The organism is Pseudomonas frederiksbergensis, assembly GCF_001952935.1.
GTDB classification, from domain to species: Bacteria; Pseudomonadota; Gammaproteobacteria; order Pseudomonadales; family Pseudomonadaceae; genus Aquipseudomonas; species Aquipseudomonas frederiksbergensis.
Genome location: NZ_CP018319.1, coordinates 2,238,397 through 2,257,500, shown reverse-complemented (window position 1 = coordinate 2,257,500; position 19,104 = coordinate 2,238,397). Strand labels below are relative to the sequence as shown.

The 19,104-nt window shown below is 58.3% G+C and carries 11 protein-coding genes, 3 rRNA genes and 1 pseudogene (1 of these 15 only partly in view); 6 read left to right on the top strand and 9 right to left on the bottom strand.

What is annotated here, in order from left to right; translation table 11 throughout:
* The 3 genes from PFAS1_RS10405 to rrf (PFAS1_RS10395) all read left to right on the top strand — a co-directional run.
* Positions 1 to 1,681, top strand: a 23S ribosomal RNA gene (locus tag PFAS1_RS10405); it begins 1,211 nt to the left of the window's first position.
* Positions 1,682 to 1,849: 168 nt separating this feature from the next.
* Positions 1,850 to 1,965: ribosomal RNA gene (rrf, locus tag PFAS1_RS10400) — 5S ribosomal RNA — on the top strand.
* A gap of 106 nt (positions 1,966 to 2,071) precedes the next feature.
* Positions 2,072 to 2,187: ribosomal RNA gene (rrf, locus tag PFAS1_RS10395) — 5S ribosomal RNA — on the top strand.
* Positions 2,188 to 2,340: 153 nt separating this feature from the next.
* On the opposite strand, the gene PFAS1_RS10390 is transcribed toward rrf (PFAS1_RS10395), so the two are convergent.
* The 3 genes and pseudogenes from PFAS1_RS10390 to PFAS1_RS10380 form a co-directional block, all read right to left on the bottom strand.
* Positions 2,341 to 4,842: a TonB-dependent siderophore receptor gene (locus PFAS1_RS10390; RefSeq protein ID WP_076029104.1), complete on the bottom strand. Its 2,502-nt coding sequence runs from the start codon at positions 4,840 to 4,842 to the stop codon at positions 2,341 to 2,343.
* A gap of 88 nt (positions 4,843 to 4,930) precedes the next feature.
* On the bottom strand, positions 4,931 to 5,944 hold the full coding sequence (locus PFAS1_RS10385; protein ID WP_076029103.1) for a FecR domain-containing protein: 1,014 nt from the start codon (positions 5,942 to 5,944) through the stop codon (positions 4,931 to 4,933).
* Positions 5,944 to 6,444 (bottom strand): annotated as a pseudogene (locus PFAS1_RS10380) (sigma-70 family RNA polymerase sigma factor). Before PFAS1_RS10380 ends, PFAS1_RS10385 begins: the two are co-directional and overlap by 1 nt.
* 314 nt (positions 6,445 to 6,758) lie before the next feature.
* Here PFAS1_RS10380 and PFAS1_RS10375 point away from each other — a divergent pair.
* Complete coding sequence (locus tag PFAS1_RS10375) at positions 6,759 to 8,639, top strand: methyl-accepting chemotaxis protein (protein WP_076029102.1); 1,881 nt, start codon at positions 6,759 to 6,761, stop codon at positions 8,637 to 8,639.
* Positions 8,640 to 8,695: 56 nt separating this feature from the next.
* Here the strand turns inward: PFAS1_RS10375 and PFAS1_RS10370 are convergent, their stop codons facing one another.
* The 5 genes from PFAS1_RS10370 to PFAS1_RS10350 form a co-directional block, all read right to left on the bottom strand.
* Positions 8,696 to 9,163, bottom strand: a complete 468-nt coding sequence (locus PFAS1_RS10370; RefSeq protein ID WP_076029101.1) for an SRPBCC family protein — start codon at positions 9,161 to 9,163, stop codon at positions 8,696 to 8,698.
* Between the two features lie 22 nt (positions 9,164 to 9,185).
* Positions 9,186 to 12,602 carry a non-ribosomal peptide synthetase gene (locus PFAS1_RS10365; protein WP_076029100.1) on the bottom strand — a complete coding sequence of 1,139 codons (3,417 nt, stop codon included), beginning with the start codon at positions 12,600 to 12,602 and terminating at the stop codon, positions 9,186 to 9,188.
* A gap of 13 nt (positions 12,603 to 12,615) precedes the next feature.
* A complete protein-coding gene (locus PFAS1_RS10360) occupies positions 12,616 to 13,545 on the bottom strand; it encodes a diiron oxygenase (RefSeq protein ID WP_076029099.1) in 930 nt (309 codons plus the stop codon).
* Positions 13,542 to 14,318 (bottom strand): DUF3050 domain-containing protein, encoded by a 777-nt coding sequence (locus PFAS1_RS10355; protein ID WP_074872404.1) that lies wholly within the window; start codon positions 14,316 to 14,318, stop codon positions 13,542 to 13,544. The genes PFAS1_RS10360 and PFAS1_RS10355 overlap by 4 nt, the downstream gene beginning before the upstream one ends.
* A gap of 677 nt (positions 14,319 to 14,995) precedes the next feature.
* Positions 14,996 to 15,706 carry a GntR family transcriptional regulator gene (locus PFAS1_RS10350; protein ID WP_076029098.1) on the bottom strand — a complete coding sequence of 237 codons (711 nt, stop codon included), beginning with the start codon at positions 15,704 to 15,706 and terminating at the stop codon, positions 14,996 to 14,998.
* A 231-nt stretch (positions 15,707 to 15,937) separates the two neighbouring features.
* On the opposite strand from PFAS1_RS10350, the gene lapG reads away from it, so the two are divergent.
* Positions 15,938 to 16,630, top strand: coding sequence for a cysteine protease LapG (gene lapG / locus PFAS1_RS10345; protein ID WP_076029097.1), 693 nt, complete (start codon positions 15,938 to 15,940; stop codon positions 16,628 to 16,630).
* Positions 16,631 to 16,644: 14 nt separating this feature from the next.
* Positions 16,645 to 18,591: a cyclic di-GMP receptor LapD gene (gene lapD, locus PFAS1_RS10340; RefSeq protein ID WP_076029096.1), complete on the top strand. Its 1,947-nt coding sequence runs from the start codon at positions 16,645 to 16,647 to the stop codon at positions 18,589 to 18,591.
* 152 nt (positions 18,592 to 18,743) lie between these two features.
* On the opposite strand, the gene PFAS1_RS10335 is transcribed toward lapD, so the two are convergent.
* Positions 18,744 to 19,082, bottom strand: a complete 339-nt coding sequence (locus tag PFAS1_RS10335; protein ID WP_076029095.1) for a tryptophan synthase subunit beta — start codon at positions 19,080 to 19,082, stop codon at positions 18,744 to 18,746.
* Between the last annotated feature and the right edge of the window lie 22 nt (positions 19,083 to 19,104).

Sequence of the window (19,104 nt, the reverse complement as noted above, 5' to 3'; positions counted from 1 at the left end):
AGAAGCTTGCTGGAGGTATCAGAAGTGCGAATGCTGACATGAGTAACGACAATGGGTGTGAAAAACACCCACGCCGAAAGACCAAGGTTTCCTGCGCAACGTTAATCGACGCAGGGTTAGTCGGTCCCTAAGGCGAGGCTGAAAAGCGTAGTCGATGGAAAACAGGTTAATATTCCTGTACTTCTGGTTATTGCGATGGAGGGACGGAGAAGGCTAGGCCAGCTTGGCGTTGGTTGTCCAAGTTTAAGGTGGTAGGCTGGAATCTTAGGTAAATCCGGGATTTCAAGGCCGAGAGCTGATGACGAGTTACCCTTTGGGTGACGAAGTGGTTGATGCCATGCTTCCAAGAAAAGCTTCTAAGCTTCAGGTAACCAGGAACCGTACCCCAAACCGACACAGGTGGTTGGGTAGAGAATACCAAGGCGCTTGAGAGAACTCGGGTGAAGGAACTAGGCAAAATGGCACCGTAACTTCGGGAGAAGGTGCGCCGGTGAGGGTGAAGCATTTACTGCGTAAGCCCATGCCGGTCGAAGATACCAGGCCGCTGCGACTGTTTATTAAAAACACAGCACTCTGCAAACACGAAAGTGGACGTATAGGGTGTGACGCCTGCCCGGTGCCGGAAGGTTAATTGATGGGGTTAGCTAACGCGAAGCTCTTGATCGAAGCCCCGGTAAACGGCGGCCGTAACTATAACGGTCCTAAGGTAGCGAAATTCCTTGTCGGGTAAGTTCCGACCTGCACGAATGGCGTAACGATGGCGGCGCTGTCTCCACCCGAGACTCAGTGAAATTGAAATCGCTGTGAAGATGCAGTGTATCCGCGGCTAGACGGAAAGACCCCGTGAACCTTTACTATAGCTTTGCACTGGACTTTGAATTTGCTTGTGTAGGATAGGTGGGAGGCTTTGAAGCGTGGACGCCAGTTCGCGTGGAGCCAACCTTGAAATACCACCCTGGCAACTTTGAGGTTCTAACTCAGGTCCGTTATCCGGATCGAGGACAGTGTATGGTGGGTAGTTTGACTGGGGCGGTCTCCTCCTAAAGAGTAACGGAGGAGTACGAAGGTGCGCTCAGACCGGTCGGAAATCGGTCGTAGAGTATAAAGGCAAAAGCGCGCTTGACTGCGAGACAGACACGTCGAGCAGGTACGAAAGTAGGTCTTAGTGATCCGGTGGTTCTGTATGGAAGGGCCATCGCTCAACGGATAAAAGGTACTCCGGGGATAACAGGCTGATACCGCCCAAGAGTTCATATCGACGGCGGTGTTTGGCACCTCGATGTCGGCTCATCACATCCTGGGGCTGAAGCCGGTCCCAAGGGTATGGCTGTTCGCCATTTAAAGTGGTACGCGAGCTGGGTTTAGAACGTCGTGAGACAGTTCGGTCCCTATCTGCCGTGGACGTTTGAGATTTGAGAGGGGCTGCTCCTAGTACGAGAGGACCGGAGTGGACGAACCTCTGGTGTTCCGGTTGTCACGCCAGTGGCATTGCCGGGTAGCTATGTTCGGAATAGATAACCGCTGAAAGCATCTAAGCGGGAAACTAGCCTCAAGATGAGATCTCACTGGGACCTTGAGTCCCCTGAAGGGCCGTCGAAGACTACGACGTTGATAGGTTGGGTGTGTAAGCGCTGTGAGGCGTTGAGCTAACCAATACTAATTGCCCGTGAGGCTTGACCATATAACACCCAAGCAATTTGCTGACCCTTCTTTATAAATGAAAAGGGGCACCAGATTGCGGTGTGTGAAGACGATACAAGTCGAAAATTCGAAACGAAACACACAAATCTATCGCATACCCATTCGCTGGAGCGTGAACCGTAAGGTAAACGACCTGGCTACCGAATTTCTTGACGACCATAGAGCATTGGAACCACCTGATCCCATCCCGAACTCAGCAGTGAAACGATGCATCGCCGATGGTAGTGTGGGGTTTCCCCATGTGAGAGTAGGTCATCGTCAAGATTAAATTCCGAAACCCCTATCTGCGTATGCAGGTAGGGGTTTTGTTTAAGTAGAAGTCACCAATTTTGCTGGCACGTTACGTTGTAACGGGCTGGTCACAGAATTTCTTGACGACCATAGAGCATTGGAACCACCTGATCCCATCCCGAACTCAGCAGTGAAACGATGCATCGCCGATGGTAGTGTGGGGTTTCCCCATGTGAGAGTAGGTCATCGTCAAGATTGAATTCCGAAACCCCTGTCTGCTAACGCAGACAGGGGTTTTGTCGTTATGGGCTCACTAATCGCTCAGAAACGCCATCGCCAACCAATGGAATCTTTCCGTAAATACAACCAAGCCAGCTCCCGGATTCAGGCGCTGGCTTTGAGGAGTGATTAGAACTGGTAGCTCACTGTCGCGGCGACATTGCGTTCTTCGCCCAAGTAGCAGAAGTTCAGGCTGGCACAGGAGGCCACGTAGGACTCATTCGTCAGGTTGTTCGCATTCAGGCGAACATCCACACCCTTCAGCCCTACTTTGCCTAAGTCGTAACCAACAGACGCATCAAACAACGTGTAGGCCGGCACCTTCATGGTGTTTTCCGCGTCGGCCCAGCTATAGCCGACATATCGCACACCACCACCCAATCGCAGACCATCGAGTGCCGCGCTGTCGAACGTGTAGTCAGCCCAGAACGAAGCCATGTGCCGTGGCGCCTGGGTCGGCGAGTTACCCTTGTTCTCGATTACGTCGGTGGACGTACTCAAGGTGCTGATCATCGACTTTGCGTATTCGATGTCGGTGAAGGTGTAGCTGCCGAGGACTTTAAGGTTGTCAGTCACCTGCATGTGCGCCTCCAGTTCCAGGCCCTGGGAGCGGACAGCACCTACGGCGCGATAGAAGTTTTCCTGCGGCAGTTTGGTCGCCAGGTTTTCCTGATCAATGCGGAACAGCGAGGCGGTGAACAGGTTGTCGGTGCCCAGCGGTTGGTACTTCAGGCCCACCTCCCATTGCGTACCATCGGTCGGTGCCAGGGGATTACCCGCACTGTCCGAATAGGAGTTCGGGTTGAACGACTCGGAGTAGCTGATGTAAGGCGCAATGCCGTTATCGAACAGGTACAACGCCCCGGCGCGCCCCGTCAGCTTGGTGCGTTTGTCACTGATTTCGGTGCCGACCGCCCGGTCGGTTTCAGCCAGCCGATTCTCATCGGACGTTTCCACCCAGTCCTGGCGCAGCCCGAGCGAGAAGCGCCACTTATCCATCTCGATCAAATCCTGGAGGTACACGCCGGTTTGTTCCAGGCGACGCAGATAGCTGGTCGGACTGTAGAACTCGATATCGGAATTTCCATACACCGGGTTGAACGCATCAATAGGGGCAAGACCACCGCTGGTCCAGTCGACCACGGTTTTGCGACGCTGGTAGTCCGCACCCATCAGTACGGTGTGTTTGGTTGCATCGGTGAAGAACTCTGCTTGCAGCATGTTATCGACAATGAATGCATGAAGTTTCTCGTCGCCACCGGTGTAATAACGATTCAACTCATTACTGGTCGGTGTGGTCCAGCCATAGGCATAGACCTGATCCAGCTTCACTTTGGAGTCGAGGTAACGGAAGTTCTGTCGTGCCGTGAAAACGTCGTTGAAGCGATGCTCGAACTGGTAACCGAAGGACTGCTGATCACGCTGGAAGCCATCAATGCTCGGTTCGCCCTCGAAGAAGTGCGGGGAAATTCGATTCCCATTGCGCTGATGAATGGTGCCGTCGGCCGGCACGCCACCGTGATAACCACCGTCTGGATCGTGCTGCAAATACGCTTGTAGGGTCAGCGAGGTGTCTTCGGTGAAATCGATGCTCACCGTAGGCGCGAGGGCGAAGCGTTTTTCTTTGTTGTGATCGAACTGTGTGTCGGACTGATCCGCCAGCCCTGTCAGGCGATAGGCTACGCGTTTGTCGTCATTCACCGGGCCGCTGAAGTCGAAACCCATGCCACGCTGACCCTGAGTGCCCACCGTAGCTTGAACCTGATGATAGGCCTCATACAGCGGCCTCTTACTGGTCAGCGCTACCAGGCCGCCGGGTGAGCTGCGACCATAGAGCACCGATGACGGCCCTTTGAGGATATCGAGGCGCTCCAGAAAGTACGGGTCTACCTGCATGGTGCTGTAGGTGCCACTGTCCCCCATGGACTTCAAGCCATCCAGATAGATGTTATCCACCGAACCATCGTTGAAGCCGCGCAGCGCCACGTAGTCATAGCGATGGGTTGCGCCATAAGGATTGGTCAACACGCCGGGGGTGTAACGCATGGCCTGGGAGACGGTTTGCGAACCTTGATCGTCCATTTGCTCGCGGGTTACCACCGAGACGCTTTGCGAGGTTTCCAGCAACGCCGTACTGGTCTTGGTGGCGATCTGGCTATGTGTCGCGTTGTAACCGTCCATGCTGCCCAGCGCATTACCGAGGGCAAAGCCTTTGATGTCGGTGGTGGGCAATGCCAGCGCTTCGGTTTCGGCGACCGGGCGCAACACGTAGCTGTTGCCATCCTGACTCACGGCCTCCAGACCCGAACCGCTGAGTAAACGTCGCAAAGCCTGATCTGCCGAATATTCGCCCTGCACGCCGGGTGACTGAAGACCCCCGGTTTGCGAAGGCGTCGTCGACAAGGTAATCCCCGCCTGACGCGCAAACTGGTTGAGCACATCGCTCAATGGGCCTGCGGCAATGTTGTAACGGTGGCTGCTGACCTCGCTGCCCGCTGCCGCTACGCCCAGTGTGGGCAACACGCCGACACCCAGCGCGGTGGAGAACAGCGCAGCGCGTACGGCGTAGCGCAGGGCGCCTGAATCGGCGGCGAAATGAAGAGGGTTCTTACTGGTGGCGCGCACAGTCATTGTAGGTTTCCGTAGGAAGTCGCTGAGGTCAGGATTGAAGTGCTTACTGACTAAGCCGGACTTGCCCGCAAAACCCGCCAAAAATAATTCAGGCCTGTCGCTCCAGCGTCACCCACCAGCGAGTGCGGTAGCGCAGTTGCACCGGCAGGGTTTGCGGCAGGATGGCCAGCAACCTGTCGGTGTTCTCCAGTCGGAAAACCCCGGACAGCCGTAAGTCGGCAATGTCCGCTGCGCACGTCAGATAGCCGTGGCGATAGCGCCCGACTTCATCCAGGAAATCCCCCAGCCGCATATTGCGAGTCACAATCAGCCCGTCGACCCAAGCGCCGGCATCCATGTCCAGCGGCGGCGCCAGCTTCGCCTGGTGATGATCGATCAGATAACTCTGCCCGGCCTGCACCTGAGTCGGCGTGCCATCGGCGGCAAGCGGTGAATGTATGAGGACCATGCCGCCGGTAACGCTGAGCCGCGTGCAGTCGTCGTCCTGCCGCAGGATGAAACGTGCCCCCACGCCTTCATACACACCCTGGCGACTGTGTACCCGCAGCGGTCGATCAAACGGAGATCCTTCGTCGATCCCGCCGCACGTTACGATGATTTCGCCGCGAGTCAGTTTGATCAGTCGCTGCTGCGCGTTGTAATCCAGATCCACTGCACTGGCGGTGTTGAGTTCCAGTCGCGTGCCGTCGGGCAATTGGAAACCGCGCCGTTCGCCCGTGGCGGTGGCGAAGTCGGCGGTCCACTGTTGCCAGCCCACTGCATCTTTGCCCAGCCACGTCGCCGACCCTATCAGCAACGCTCCTGACAGTAGCTTCAAGGCCTGGCGGCGTCCCAGTCCCTGGGCGCTGTTTTCCAACGTATTGAAGGCCACTTGAGCACCGGGCACTGCCCGCAGGTTGCTGCTCAACTCGGCTTGCAGCGACTGCACCCGTTGCCAGGCCAGTTCGTGTTCATGATGTTCGGCCCGCCAGGTCTCGCATTGCTGGCGTAGCCTGGCATTAGCCGAGTTGTTACGCAGACGCAGCAGCCAATGGATGGCTTGTTTGACGACCTGCTGATGCGGTTCCCCGCGTCGATTCAGCGACAAGTTATCCACAGGCATCACGTTTCATACCGCAGCACGTAGCAGTGATACAGCGCGTCGGCCACATAGCGTTCCACCGATCGCAGAGACAAACCCATCTGTTCGGCGATGTGTTTGTGGGTAAGCCCTTCGCATTGCGCCAGCAGAAACGCCTGACGCACTTTCGGCTTCAGGCCTTCGAGCATGCGCGCGATGCTTTCCAGCAACTCAAGTACCAATGCCCGCGCTTCGACGCTCGGGGTTTCGGACTCGGGCAAATGGGCGATGGTTTCCAGGTAGGCGCGTTAGATTTCTTCACGGCGCCAATGGTCGATCACCAGCCCACGGGCGATCGTTCGAAGAAAGGCGCGGGGAGCCTTGAGCTCCAGGCGTTCGGTTCTGTGCAGCAGCCGCACAAACGTGTCCTGAGCCAGATCCGCCGCATCGGCTGCATTACCCAAACGCGCGCGCAGCCACGTGTTGAGCCAACCGTGATGGCTGCTGTAAAGCGCCTGTACTGCAAACTCAGGTGAGGACATGGATGCGACAGCCCGAACATCACAAATGATAATTAGTCGCATTGTCATCAAGGGTCCGGGAATTTGCAACAGCCGGACAAACAGTCGCCACTCCAAAAAGGCTGATCAGGCGCTTTGGCACGCCGTTCGGCGGGTATCTGACAGGAATGCCGACCATTTCGTACAAACGCCTAAGTTTTCTCCGGTTTGTGCCGACAGCCTGATGAGACATGCGTGCACCAAAGTAGAGCGGCTCCAGAGTCCTGCCTGCGCTGTTACATGGAATGTTGCATCCCGGAACGCATCCCCACTTTTTGCATAAGAAGTCCCATGAAATGAATCTCAAATTCAGCCATAAAATCCTTCTGGCCGCCTCCGGCGTCGTGGTGCTGGCTTTTGCGTTGTTCACTTTGTACAACGACTATCTGCAGCGAAACACTATCCGTCAAAACCTTGAATCGAGCGTCCAGCAGGCCGGCGACCTGACCGCCAGCAGCGTGCAGAACTGGATGAGCGGCCGCGTGCTGGTGCTGGAAAACCTCGCGCAAAACGTCGCCCATCAAGGCGCCAATGCCGACCTCCCGGGGCTGGTCAATCAACCGGCCCTGACCTCGAACTTCCAGTTCACCTACGTAGGCCAGGCCAACGGCGTGTTCACTCAGCGTCCGGATGCGAAGATGCCGGACGGTTACGATCCGCGTCAGCGTCCCTGGTACAAACAGGCCGTGGCTGCCGACAAGACCATGCTGACCCCGCCTTACATGGCCGCCGTCGGTGGCCTGGTGGTGACCATCGCCCTGCCGGTGAAAAAGAACGGCGAGTTGCTCGGCGTGGTCGGTGGTGACCTGAGCCTGGAAACCCTGGTGAAGATCATCAACTCGGTGGACTTCGGTGGCATCGGTCATGCATTCCTGGTCAGCGCCGACGGTCAGGTGATCGTCAGCCCGGACAAGGACCAGGTGATGAAAAACCTGAAGGATATTTACCCGAACGCCGGCGTGCGCATCGAGAAGGGTAATCAGGAAGTCACCCTGAACAAGCAGGACCGTATCCTTTCGTTCACGCCGGTCAGCGGTTTGCCGAATGCCGAGTGGTACATCGGTCTGTCGATCGACAAGGACAAGGCCTACGCGCCACTCAGCCAGTTCCGCACTTCTGCGCTGATCGCGATGTTCATCGCCGTCACGGCCATTGCCGTGCTGCTGAGCCTGTTGATCAACGTGCTGATGCGTCCGCTGACCACCATGAGCCGTGCGATGCAGGACATCGCTCAAGGTGAGGGCGACCTGACCCGACGTCTGGCCGTGGAAAGCAAAGACGAATTCGGTGAGCTGGGCGGTTCTTTCAACCAGTTCGTTGAGCGAATTCACGCATCGATTTCCGAAGTGTCGTCGGCCACCCGCCAGGTTCACGACCTGTCGCAGCGGGTGATGGCTTCGTCCAACGCCTCGATCGTCGGCTCCGACGAGCAAAGCGCCCGCACCAACAGTGTCGCCGCGGCGATCAACCAGTTGGGCGCCGCCACCCAGGAAATCGCCCGCAACGCCGCCGATGCTTCCCAGCACGCCAGCGGCGCGAGCGAGCAGGCCGACGACGGTCGTCAGGTGGTGGAGAAAACCATTCTGGCGATGACCGAGTTGTCGCAGAAAATCAGCCTGTCCTGCACGCAGATCGAAACCTTGAATGCCAGCACCGACAACATCGGGCACATTCTGGATGTGATCAAAGGCATCTCCCAGCAGACCAACTTGCTCGCACTCAACGCGGCCATCGAAGCAGCCCGCGCCGGTGAAGCCGGTCGTGGTTTTGCGGTGGTGGCGGACGAGGTGCGTAACCTCGCTCACCGAACTCAGGAATCGGCGGAGGAGATCCACAAAATGATCACCTCGCTGCAGATCGGTTCTCGCGAAGCAGTGACCACGATGAACGCCAGTCAAGTCTCCAGCGAACAGAGCGTTGAAGTGGCGAACCAGGCTGGTTTGCGCCTGGTCAGCGTGACCCAGCGCATCGGCGAAATCGACGGCATGAACCAGTCGGTGGCTGCGGCGACCGAAGAGCAGACGGCGGTGGTGGAAACCCTCAATGTCGACGTTAACCAGATCAACCTGCTGAACCAGCAGAGCGTGGCCAACCTCAATGAAACGTTGAAGGATTGCGATGCGTTGTCCCTGCAGGCGAACCGGTTGAAGCAGTTGGTCGACAGCTTCAAAATCTGATCAAACGATGTAAAAGAGCCCGCTGTGGAGTCATCCACAGCGGGCTTTTTCATGCCTTACGCAAACAGCTTCAGCACATTACTCATCGAATCATCAGCAAAGCCCTGCACGAAATCCGTGAACCCCGGCAATGCCTCGGCGCTGCCTTGTACGGGTTCGGCGATGATGGTCCAGGTCGCTCGGGATTTGTCCGCCCCCAGCGGTTCAACACTCATCGCCGCCCACAAATTGGCCACGCCCAAGGTGTTGTAAATCGTGGTCCAGGTCATGTTCAGCGCCTGGTCATCCCGGGAGTTGAGTTGCTCGACCACCAGGTTGCCGTCCTTGAAGAATTTCTTGCGCAGGGACGACACGCCTTCGCCGGTCATCTCGATGTGCGACAGCGCCGGAATGAATTGATCGAAGCCGGCGAAGTTACCGACCACTGCCCAGACCTTCCTGGCATCGGCGGGCACTTCCACCGAGGACTCCACGTGGCAGCCTTGCGGATTTTTGATCAGGGTGTCGGGTTGTAGGGTTTTCATGGTTTTGCTCCGGTTGAGTGAATCAGATGAAGTTGATTTCTTTGAGGTAGTCGCAGCCGCGACGCAGCAGCGCCGGGGATTTTTCCGGGTAATGCGCGCCCATCTGCCGCACGCCCGCCTGAGCGTTGGCGTGGCCGATCATTGAGATGTCGCCGATGTCTTCCTCGAAGCCGTTGAGGTAGAAACCGAGCACGCCAAACAACGCGTTGTCGCTGTCGACCCGACCCAGTTGCTGCTGCCAGTCGGCGACGCTGACCATGGAAAACTCCCGACCTGCCTCACGGAATGACGCGACGTAGTTGTCCCAGCTCAGAGGCTCGGGGTTGTGCAGGTTGAACACCGCTTTTTCCGCTGAATAACGGCTGGCATGGAAGGCGATGAACCGGGCGAGAAAGTCCACCGGCATCAGGTCGAAATTCAGCGCGAACTCCGGCACCTGGCCGAGCTGGATCGAGCCTTTGAGCATCAGCATCAAGCGATTCTTGTGCGGCTGGCAGACACCGGTGAGGCTGTTGAAACTGATGTTGCCGGGACGATAAAGATTGACCCGTACGCCACGTTCGCGAGCCCGTTCGAGGATTCGCTCACCGACCCATTTGGACAGGTTGTAGCCGTTCTTGATGTAGATCGGCGGGGTCTGCGCGGCGGGCAATTCCAGCACCCGGCCATCGGCGGAAATCGTGCTGGAAGCCGAGAGCGTCGAGACGAAATTGAAGATCTTTTTGCTGCGCCCTTCGCACAACCGAAGGCACTCGAAAATCGGCTCGACGTTGTCCCGCGCCAGCGACTCGTAATCGAGTACGTGATTGACGTTCGCGGCGTTATGCACCAACGCGCCGAACTGCCGATCCAGTCGCTCGTAAACATCCGCTTCGAGCCCCAATGACGGACGCGTGATGTCCGCCGCGTAGACCCGCACCCGGCTCAGGTCCAGATGCTCCAGGCGGTTTTCTCGCAACGCATGGGCAAACCGCTCGGCCGCCGATTGCCCGCCGCCATCGCGCACCAGGCAGGCGACTTCGCTGGCGCCCCAGGCGAGCAATGCTTCGACGATGTGCACGCCGACAAAGCTGTTGGCGCCGGTCACGATCACCTTGTGCACATCGCCCATGCGGTTGACTGGCAACGGCTGGATATCCAGTTCGCGGAAGGCATCGGCCAAGGCCTTTTCGCTCAATACCTCTTCGGTGCCGGAACCGCGCACCAAGGTCGCCAACTTGGCGATGGTCGGCAATTCGATGAAGCGGTTAATCGAGATGCTGCGACCAAATTCTTCACGCAAACGTAAAAGCATGCGCGACAGCAGGATCGAGTGGCCGCCCAGGTTGAAGAAACTTTCATCGGTGGAAATATCGCTGGCCGGCAGCTCCAGCAGCTCAGCCCAGATCTCCAGCAGCAGCGCCTCGTCGGCACTGGCGGGCAAGCGCCGCAGCGTGTTTTCGGACACATTCACGGGCATTGCCAGCAGCGCCTTGCGGTCGACCTTGCCGTTGCTGGCGAACGGCATGCTCGGCAGTTCGGTCCACGCTGTGGGCTGCATGTAATCCGGAAGAAACTGCATCGCATGAGCCTTCAGGGTTTCGCGAGCGGTGCCGGGTTGATCCTCCTGAGGCTGCGCGAGGAAGGCCAGAATCCGTCGATGGCTGTCGATGACCACCGCCACCTGGCGGTACAACTGACTGTCACGCAGGCAGCGTTCGATCTCTTCCGGCTCAACGCGAAAGCCGCGAATCTTCACCTGATTGTCTCGTCGCCCGCACAGCTCGATGCCATCGCGGGTCCACTTCGCCATGTCGCCGGTGCGGTAGGCGCGCAGGCTCTGGCCATTGGGCAGGTTCAGGTTCAGATAACGTTCGGCGGTCTGCTGCGGGTTGTTCAGGTAGCCCAGGCACACACCCGGCCCGACGATGTACAACTCGCCGACGGTTTGCTCGGTCACCGGTTGAAAATCCTCGTCGAGAATCAGCACCTGACTGTTAGCGATAGGCGCGCCGAGGGTGCGATTGCTGTCGCCGGTACGCAGTTGCCGCGCGGTGATCAACACCGTCGCTTCGGTGGGGCCATAGAGGTTGTAGAGGTTGCCCTGACGGGTGAGCTGCTCGATGACGTAGGGTTCGCAGACATCGCCACCGGTCATCACGTGATCGAGGCATTGCAATTGATCCAGCGGCAGGATGCTCAACAACGCCGGCGGCAAAAAGGCGTGGCTCAGTTGTCGATGGCGGATCAGCTCGACCAGTTGCAACGGATCGCGGCGCTGATCGTCGCCGGGCACGATCAGCTCGGCGCCCTGGAGTAGGGTCGGGAAGATATCGATCAGTGACGAGTCGAAACTCAACGACGAAAACTGCAGCACCCGACTCTGCTCGCTCAGTTGTACATAGTCGGCGTACCACGCGGTGAAGTGCGCGAGGTTGGCCTGGCTGAGCAACACGCCTTTGGGATGGCCGGTAGTGCCCGAGGTGTAGAGCGCCATGCACGGCGCCTCTGGATCGGGTCGCTGGCGCATCAAGGGTTGATCGAGATCGACATCACCAATGTCAATGCGGCTGATGTCGAGCCCCGGCATGTGCGCCGCAAGCGGATGTTCACCGTCATGCAGCAGCAACACGGCCCCGGCGTTTTCCAGAATGTACTGCTGACGTTGCAGAGGATGGCTCGGCTCCAGTGGCAGATACACCGCGCCACTGCCAAGAATCGCCAGAATTCCCGCATACAACGCGCTGCATTTTGGCAGGCAGATCCCGATCACCAACGGCCCCTGATGCTGCGCGAGCAACGGTTGCAAACGTTGCTGGATGGCGCGGCTGTGGGCGTGCAAATGCCGATAGCTCAGGGACGTGCCGGCAATGTTCAGCGCGGGTCGCTCGGCACACTGGATGAAGCGCTGCTCAATGCGCTCGATCATCGGGATTTGACTGAGCGCCAGCAGCGCGGGCGCCGCCGTGAGGTTGAGTCGATGGAAAAACGCCAGGCTCTCCAGATAGAGCAGGTTTTCCACGTGCTCGAAGCGAACGGGAGCTGCAGGTTCGGCCAGCAGAAAATAGTCGGCATCGCGAGAGAACCGGCTGACCAGTAGCGCCACGTGATCGACCAGTTCTGCCACAGCCCGCAGGCGCAATGCCTGACCGTTGCCCGAAGGTTCGTCGGTGATCGGCACGCGAGTGAACAGTTTCGAACCGTAGTTACACAGCAAATCCAGCGGCGGCAGGTCAGAAACTCCAGGCTCACCGATACCCAGTTGCAGCGTCAGGCGCGGTGCATTACCGAAGTCTTGAATCGGCAGGCTGGCGTCGTCGATCAGCAAGTCAGCGCTAGCCAACGGCTGCTCGTCGACGGCTGTCAGGCGCACCAGAGAATGACCGTGTTGTTCAAGTTCCAGCGCCAGGTCGGTCAGGGCCTGGCTTTGTCCAATGAGCAGAATGTCGAGACGTCTCATGATGGGCTCCTCGTTAAACCAGGTAATCGCTGAGGGCGTCTTGCACGCACGGCGAATCGAGCAGCGAACTGCTGCGGAAAAACCGCACGATGTTGGCGACCAGCGGGTGATGGCGATTGATCGGGAAGGCCAGCCCCGACACTTCGCTCTTGAGGGCGTGGCGTGCGGCGTCGCTGATCTGCAAGGACTCGATCAGGCGAAAGTCGAACGACTTCTGGATGTCGTTGGTCAGGTAATGGCCGATGAACACCGGCAGGATCCGGGCGATGCATTGGCGGTCGTCCTCGCTCGCGGTGTGCCAGTAGATGCGCACCAGCCGCGCCCAGAACCCGGAGTGGCGACCTTCGTCGAGCAAGTGGTCGGCCATCAGGCCCTTGATCGACTGCTTGACCGTGTCGTCCTTGGCGAACGCCGCGACATCGCCGGTCACGGTGTTCTCGGCGATGGCCACGCAGATCAATTCCACGGCGCTGCGCAAGTGTTCCGGCGCGAGCGCCACGGCCGCTGGAATGGCCCGGCTGAGTTCGATTTCGTCCGGCAGTTCGATGGGCGTGATGCCGGTCATGGCGACGGTCTGTTGCATGAAATCCATGGCCACCAGCGCGTGGTAATCCTCGTCCACCACCACGGTCATGGCGTCGTAGCGGCAGGCGAACGGGAAGGCCACGGCGAAGCGATTCTTGGCGATACTGCGGGCCGTCTTGTCGACGATTTCGGTTTCGAAAATCACCACGTCGTTGATGAACTTGTAGAGCGTCTGCACCAATGCAAAGTCGCGCTGTTCCGGGCATTCACGCAGGAAGGTTTCGCTCAGCACCAACGGTTGGCGGCTCAACGGGTAGATCAGTTTGTCGTCGTTCTCAAGCACTCGCCGGGGACGGGTACGGATGGTCGCGCGGCTTTCCCAGGCGTCAGCAAAAGATTGGTAGTCGGCGGCGTTCATGCGTTCACCTCGGCAACCGGTTCGCTCATGCTCAGGCGCAGGCCGTCCCACAACGCGATGCGGCTTTCCACGGCAGCGAGGGCGCTGGCGTAGACGTCTTCTTCGCGTTGCGCATCGCCATCGACCAGCCGGGCGAGGAGTTTTTCAGCGGCGGGGCCGTGGTCTTCGGAATCGACTTCGATGTGCCGTTCGAGGTAGTAACGAAAGGTCGGCGCCTGTTCGATGCCGATGCCCCAATCATCAAGAATTCGCTGGAACATCTGCGGGATGACGCTCTCGCGACCATGCAGAAATGCCGCCGCAACACTGTGCCCCGGCGCATGCAACGCGGTGTGCAACGTATTGCGCACGAACTGCGCTGCTGCCGGATCAACGTCCACGCTTTGCAGCGCCACGTCATAGCTCACGCCTTCTTTTTGCAGCGCGACGAAGCGTTCGACCACCGCCGTGCTGGCGCCGACTTCACGCATCGCATCCAGGTACAACTCGAAATGGCTGTAGTGACCCTGGGCTGGGCGATCATCAGACTCTTCACCCAGTACGATCTCGTTGATCAAACGCGCCGCCTGCGGATCTCGCGGTGGCAGCCAGGGCAAACGAACGCAGGTCAGTTCCTGTTGCAGGCGTTTGGTCAGCGACATGAAATCCCATACCGCAAACACATGGGTTTCCATGAAACGTTGCAATACCGGCATCGAGTTGATTTCGGAAAAGATCGGATGAGCGCTAAGTTCTGCTTTCTTCTGGGTGAGACGGTCTTTAGTCGATTTCATGGGCGAGCCTATAAATGAGTTGGATATGCCGTTACGGTTTAATGAATAAGCGATCGTTAGTTAGAGCTTTCTGCTGACGAGCGCAGGCCTCAAACGAATTGATATGGGTAAGTTGCAATGCGTCGTTGTGTGACGGTCTGGCGCCCGTATTCAAGGCGGCGGAGAAAAACTAATACATGAATAAAGTGTCGGGCAAGTTATTTTTATATTATTTGAAAGTTCAACTTTTTCGCGCGCGACAAGTTCCAATAAAACTTTTGATTTGAGTTTTATTTGGATGTGGTTACTCCTTCCGGCTTATATAAGTCAGAATTAAAGTAAAGAGTGAATGCCTCACTCGAAGCAACTTTCTAGTTGAATTTCTGAAGTGGTCAGAGGGGGTGGAAGTTGACTGGGATCAACGCAGGTTCTTCCTTTCCCGTGGCAAGACTCCTTCCGTAGGTTCTTGGTGCGGAGACTGCTCCGCTAATGCGGTGCGTCACCCGTTCATTGTTCGTTGGCAGCCCAAGAGTGAGCGTAAATCACGACAGCCGCTATCACCGGCGCGTTATCGACGCGGAGTCGTTGTGGGTTTTGAGAGGGGTAAATCGAGGGCGGGGCTTTGGAGAGGGGCGCAGCGCAACGCGGCAAGCGAGAACGAGCAGTTCAATCTGCTCGCTCAGGCTTGCCGGGGCGGTTTATCTGGAGGTTTTTTTGTTCAGCGCTTCGGGGCTGTTGAGGTAGCGGGTGATGACCTCGACGCCCCGGTTGAGGTGTTGTTCGAGCAATTTCACCGCGCGCTCGACGTCCCGGTCTTCGACGGCCCGCAACAACGCCCGGTGGTCTTCCTGGGACAGTTTGCCCAGGCCCATGGCTTCGAGGTTGAAGCGCAGGAAGCGCTCCTCTTCGTTCAATCCGTCTTCCACCAGCCTCAACAGCCGTTGGTTCGGCGCTTTGCAGTACAGCGCCATGTGGAAAAGCCGATTGAGCCGGCCGATTTCGGTGTAGTTGTTTTCCGTTTCCAGTTCGTCGATGTAGCGGGCGGCCTGTTCGAGATCCTCATCAACGAGCAACGGGATCGACAGGCGCAACGCTTCTGATTCCAGCAGGATGCGCAGCGCGTAGGTTTCCACGGCATCGCCCTGGACCAGCGGTGCAACCACTGCACCTTTGTGGGCGATGACATTGAGCAGCGCCTGGGCTTCGAGCTGGCGCAAGGCTTCGCGCACCGGCATGCGGCTGACACCGAAAAGATCGGCCAAATCTTGCTGACGCAGGGCGGTGCCGCAGGGAATGCGACCGTCGAGAATGGCTGAACGCAGGGTCTCTTCGATCACCGAGCGTGCCAGGTGAGCGGGAATCGGCCCGTTGACCTTGATGCTGTTCAGAGGATTGGGCTTCTGTGTCACAACTACGCACCCTGTTTGACTGAGTTAAATTTGGATCCAAGGGGACACTAGTGACTGCCTGACTGGTTGTCAAACGGACAAAAGATCGCCCTGCCGTGGCCTCGATGCTTTTTATTGCGCCTGCCATACAAAGTTTAGCGCGCCGGCAGTGATCTCACCGTGCCATTGTTTTTTACCGGACTAACCTGCACCATCGACCGATTTCCATCTGCCTGATCTGGATACCTCGCATTGGCGGTATGTTTCGCGATCCCTCGGACGTTGCGCTGGCTGTGCTGCGCGTTGCTGCTGGCCGGCGTTATGCTGGGCGGGCTGCATGCCGATTGGGATTTTTCGCTGATCAGCCGTCGTGCGCAGGCATTGTACGGGCCATTGGGCGAAGGACAGCCACGCATTGATGCCTGGCAGCATTTATTGGTCACGCAAAAACAGGTCGGCGAGCTGGAACAGCTTAAAGTGGTCAACCAGTTCTTCAACAAACAGATGCGTTACGAGGAAGACATCGATCTGTGGCACGAGGTCGATTATTGGGAAACACCCATCGAGGCCCTTTGGAAGGGCGCCGGCGACTGCGAAGATTATGCGATCGCCAAGTATTTCAGCCTGCGTCGTCTCGGCGTCGCCAGTGACAAGCTACGCATCACTTACGTCAAGGCCTTGCGCCAGAATCGGGCGCACATGGTGTTGACCTACTACTCAAGCCCCGAGGCCATGCCGTTGGTACTCGACAGCCTGATCGATGCGATCAAGCCGGCCAGCCAGCGTACCGATTTGCTGCCGGTCTACTCTTTCAATGCCGAAGGGTTGTGGTTGCCGGGCGCCAAGGGCAACAAGAAGGTCAGTGACACCAAACGCCTGTCTCGTTGGCAGGATGTGTTGAAGAAAATGCAGGCCGAAGGTTTCCCGGTCGAGACGACTAATTAGGAGCACGCGCTCAGATGTCTTTGTTCAAACAACTGTTGATCGCTATCTGTCTGTTCCTGGTGATCGCCTTCACCGGTAGCTTCGTGGTCAGCCTGGAAAGTTCGCGCACCCAATACGTCAATCAGTTGCGCTCCCACGCTCAGGACGCCGCGACGGCATTGGCGCTGTCCCTGACACCGAACATCGACGACCCGGCGATGGTCGAGTTGCTGGTCAGTTCGATCTTCGACAGTGGTTATTACGCGAGTATCCGCGTGGTCGACCTCAAGACCGATCAGGCCATCGTCGAGCGCAGCGGCATTCCCGCGGTGAACAACGTGCCGGACTGGTTCGTCAAAATGATCGGCCTGGAAGCGGCCGGTGGTGATGCCCTCGTCAGCCGTGGCTGGGAGCAGGCGGCGCGGGTCGAGGTGGTCAGCCACCCGATGTTTGCGCTGGCCAAACTGTGGCAGAGCGCGCTGGGCAGTCTTGGCTGGTTGCTGATCTGCGGTGCGGTGAGCGCGGTGCTCGGCGCGCTGTTGTTGCGTCGGCAACTGAAGCCGCTGGATTACATGGTCAAGCAATCCCACGCCATCGCTCGCCGCGAATTCCTCAGCCTGCCGCAACTGCCGCGCACGCCGGAACTGCGGCGTGTCGTGCAGGCCATGAACCAGATGGTCGAGAAGCTTAAAGCGCTGTTCCAGGAACAGGCCGAGCGCAGTGAAAAACTGCGGGCCGAGTCCTATCAGGACAACCTGACGGGGTTGGCCAATCGTCGTTATTTCGAGATGCAATTGAACGCCCGAGTGAGCAACCCGGAGCAGGCGAGTTCCGGTTATTTGCTGCTGTTACGGGTCAGGGATCTGGCCGGGTTGAACCAGCGGTTGGGCGGTCAACGTACTGACCAGTTGTTGAAAGCGGTTGGCGAGCAGTTGTCCCGAGAGTGTGCCAAATACCCGGAAACCCTGAACCTCGTAACGCGGATTCGTGGCGGTGAGTTCGCCGTGCTGGCGCCGGGGCTGGTACGCGAAGAAGCGCTGCAACTGGCGCAGAGCCTCGACAGTGCCTTGGCGAGCCTGCACGCGACGGGCGCCACCGATGTGCCCTCGGTGGCCTCGATCGGGCTGGCGCCGTTTGTGTATGGCGACTCCCCGCAAGCGGTGCTCGGGTTGGGCGATCAGGCATTGGCTCAGGCGGAAGGCCAGGGCGATTCGAGTTGGGCCTGCCTGGATCACAGCGCGTCGGCAAGCGTCGGCGACGACCATCATGCCTGGCACAACTTACTGGAACAGGCGTTGAATCAGCGGCGTTTCGAGCTGTATTTCCAGCCGGTGGTGGCCGCCCAGGACACGCAGTTGGTGCTGCATTACAAGGTGCTGTCGCGTTTGATCGACGATGAGGGCCAGACCATTCCCGCCGGGCGCTTCCTGCCGTGGCTCGAGCGCTTTGGCTGGACCGCGCGCCTGGACCGGCTGATGTTGGAGCGGGTGCTTGAACAGATGGCTGGGCATGAGGAGTCGCTGGCGCTGAACCTGTCTTCAGCCACGCTGGCCGATCCGCAGGCATTGAATAAAGTCTTCGAAATCCTGCGTCAGCATTCGGATCTCGGGGAACGCTTGACCCTGGAAATCGGCGAGGAGCAGTTGCCGGAACAAGCCATGCTCGAAGAGCTGACGCGACGCCTGCGTGAACTCGGGTTCTCCCTGAGCCTGCAACGCTTTGGCGGGCGCTTCAGCATGATCGGCAACCTGGCGCGGCTTGGGTTGGCGTATCTGAAGATCGACGGCAGTTACATCCGCGCGATTGACCAGGAGAGCGACAAGCGCCTGTTCATCGAGGCGATTCAGCGGGCGGCGCACAGTATCGATTTGCCGTTGATTGCCGAGCGGGTCGAGACGGAAGGGGAGCTGATGGTGATTCGGGAGATGGGGTTGTATGGGGTTCAGGGGCAATTGTTTGGTGAGCCGAAGCCTTGGCAGTAACCCACTGATCGTTCCCACGCTCTGCGTGGGAATGCAGCCCGTGACGCTCTGCGTCACATCAGTGTCAGACACAACGCCAGCGGTGAGGCTGGAACGCGGAGCGTCCCGAGAGGCATTCCCACGCAGAGCGTGGGAACGAACGGCGTCCGGCGTTAGATCAACCCCGTCTCATCATCATCGATCAATTGACTCAACCCGCCCAATGCCTCACGGGCCTGGGTCCGGTCCATCAGCTTGGCTTGTGCGGCCTGCGGCAGGTCGGTGACGCGGATCACGCCTTTGCTGGTCAGCACCTGGATCAAGTCGTCGAGTACCCGGATCATTTCCAGGTCGCTCTGCTTGAGCTGCTTGAGGCTGGTTTCAACCACTTCGTGGGCATACCAGGCCTGGATTTCATGGTGGTCGGCGGGCAGTGTTTCCGTGGCCTCGGCGTAGGCTTCGGCTTCCACGCGCACTAACTGACCTTGGGCATCGCGTTGCACGTAGAACATTGAACATCCCTCGGAAATGGAC

Coding starts and splice junctions, on each gene's coding strand:
- PFAS1_RS10390 (WP_076029104.1), bottom strand. CDS start 4,842: ATGACTGTGCGCGCCACCAGTAAGAACCCTCTTCATTTCGCCGCCGAT.
- PFAS1_RS10385 (WP_076029103.1), bottom strand. CDS start 5,944: ATGCCTGTGGATAACTTGTCGCTGAATCGACGCGGGGAACCGCATCAG.
- PFAS1_RS10375 (WP_076029102.1), top strand. CDS start 6,759: ATGAATCTCAAATTCAGCCATAAAATCCTTCTGGCCGCCTCCGGCGTC.
- PFAS1_RS10370 (WP_076029101.1), bottom strand. CDS start 9,163: ATGAAAACCCTACAACCCGACACCCTGATCAAAAATCCGCAAGGCTGC.
- PFAS1_RS10365 (WP_076029100.1), bottom strand. CDS start 12,602: ATGAGACGTCTCGACATTCTGCTCATTGGACAAAGCCAGGCCCTGACC.
- PFAS1_RS10360 (WP_076029099.1), bottom strand. CDS start 13,545: ATGAACGCCGCCGACTACCAATCTTTTGCTGACGCCTGGGAAAGCCGC.
- PFAS1_RS10355 (WP_074872404.1), bottom strand. CDS start 14,318: ATGAAATCGACTAAAGACCGTCTCACCCAGAAGAAAGCAGAACTTAGC.
- lapD (WP_076029096.1), top strand. CDS start 16,645: ATGTCTTTGTTCAAACAACTGTTGATCGCTATCTGTCTGTTCCTGGTG.
- PFAS1_RS10335 (WP_076029095.1), bottom strand. CDS start 19,082: ATGTTCTACGTGCAACGCGATGCCCAAGGTCAGTTAGTGCGCGTGGAA.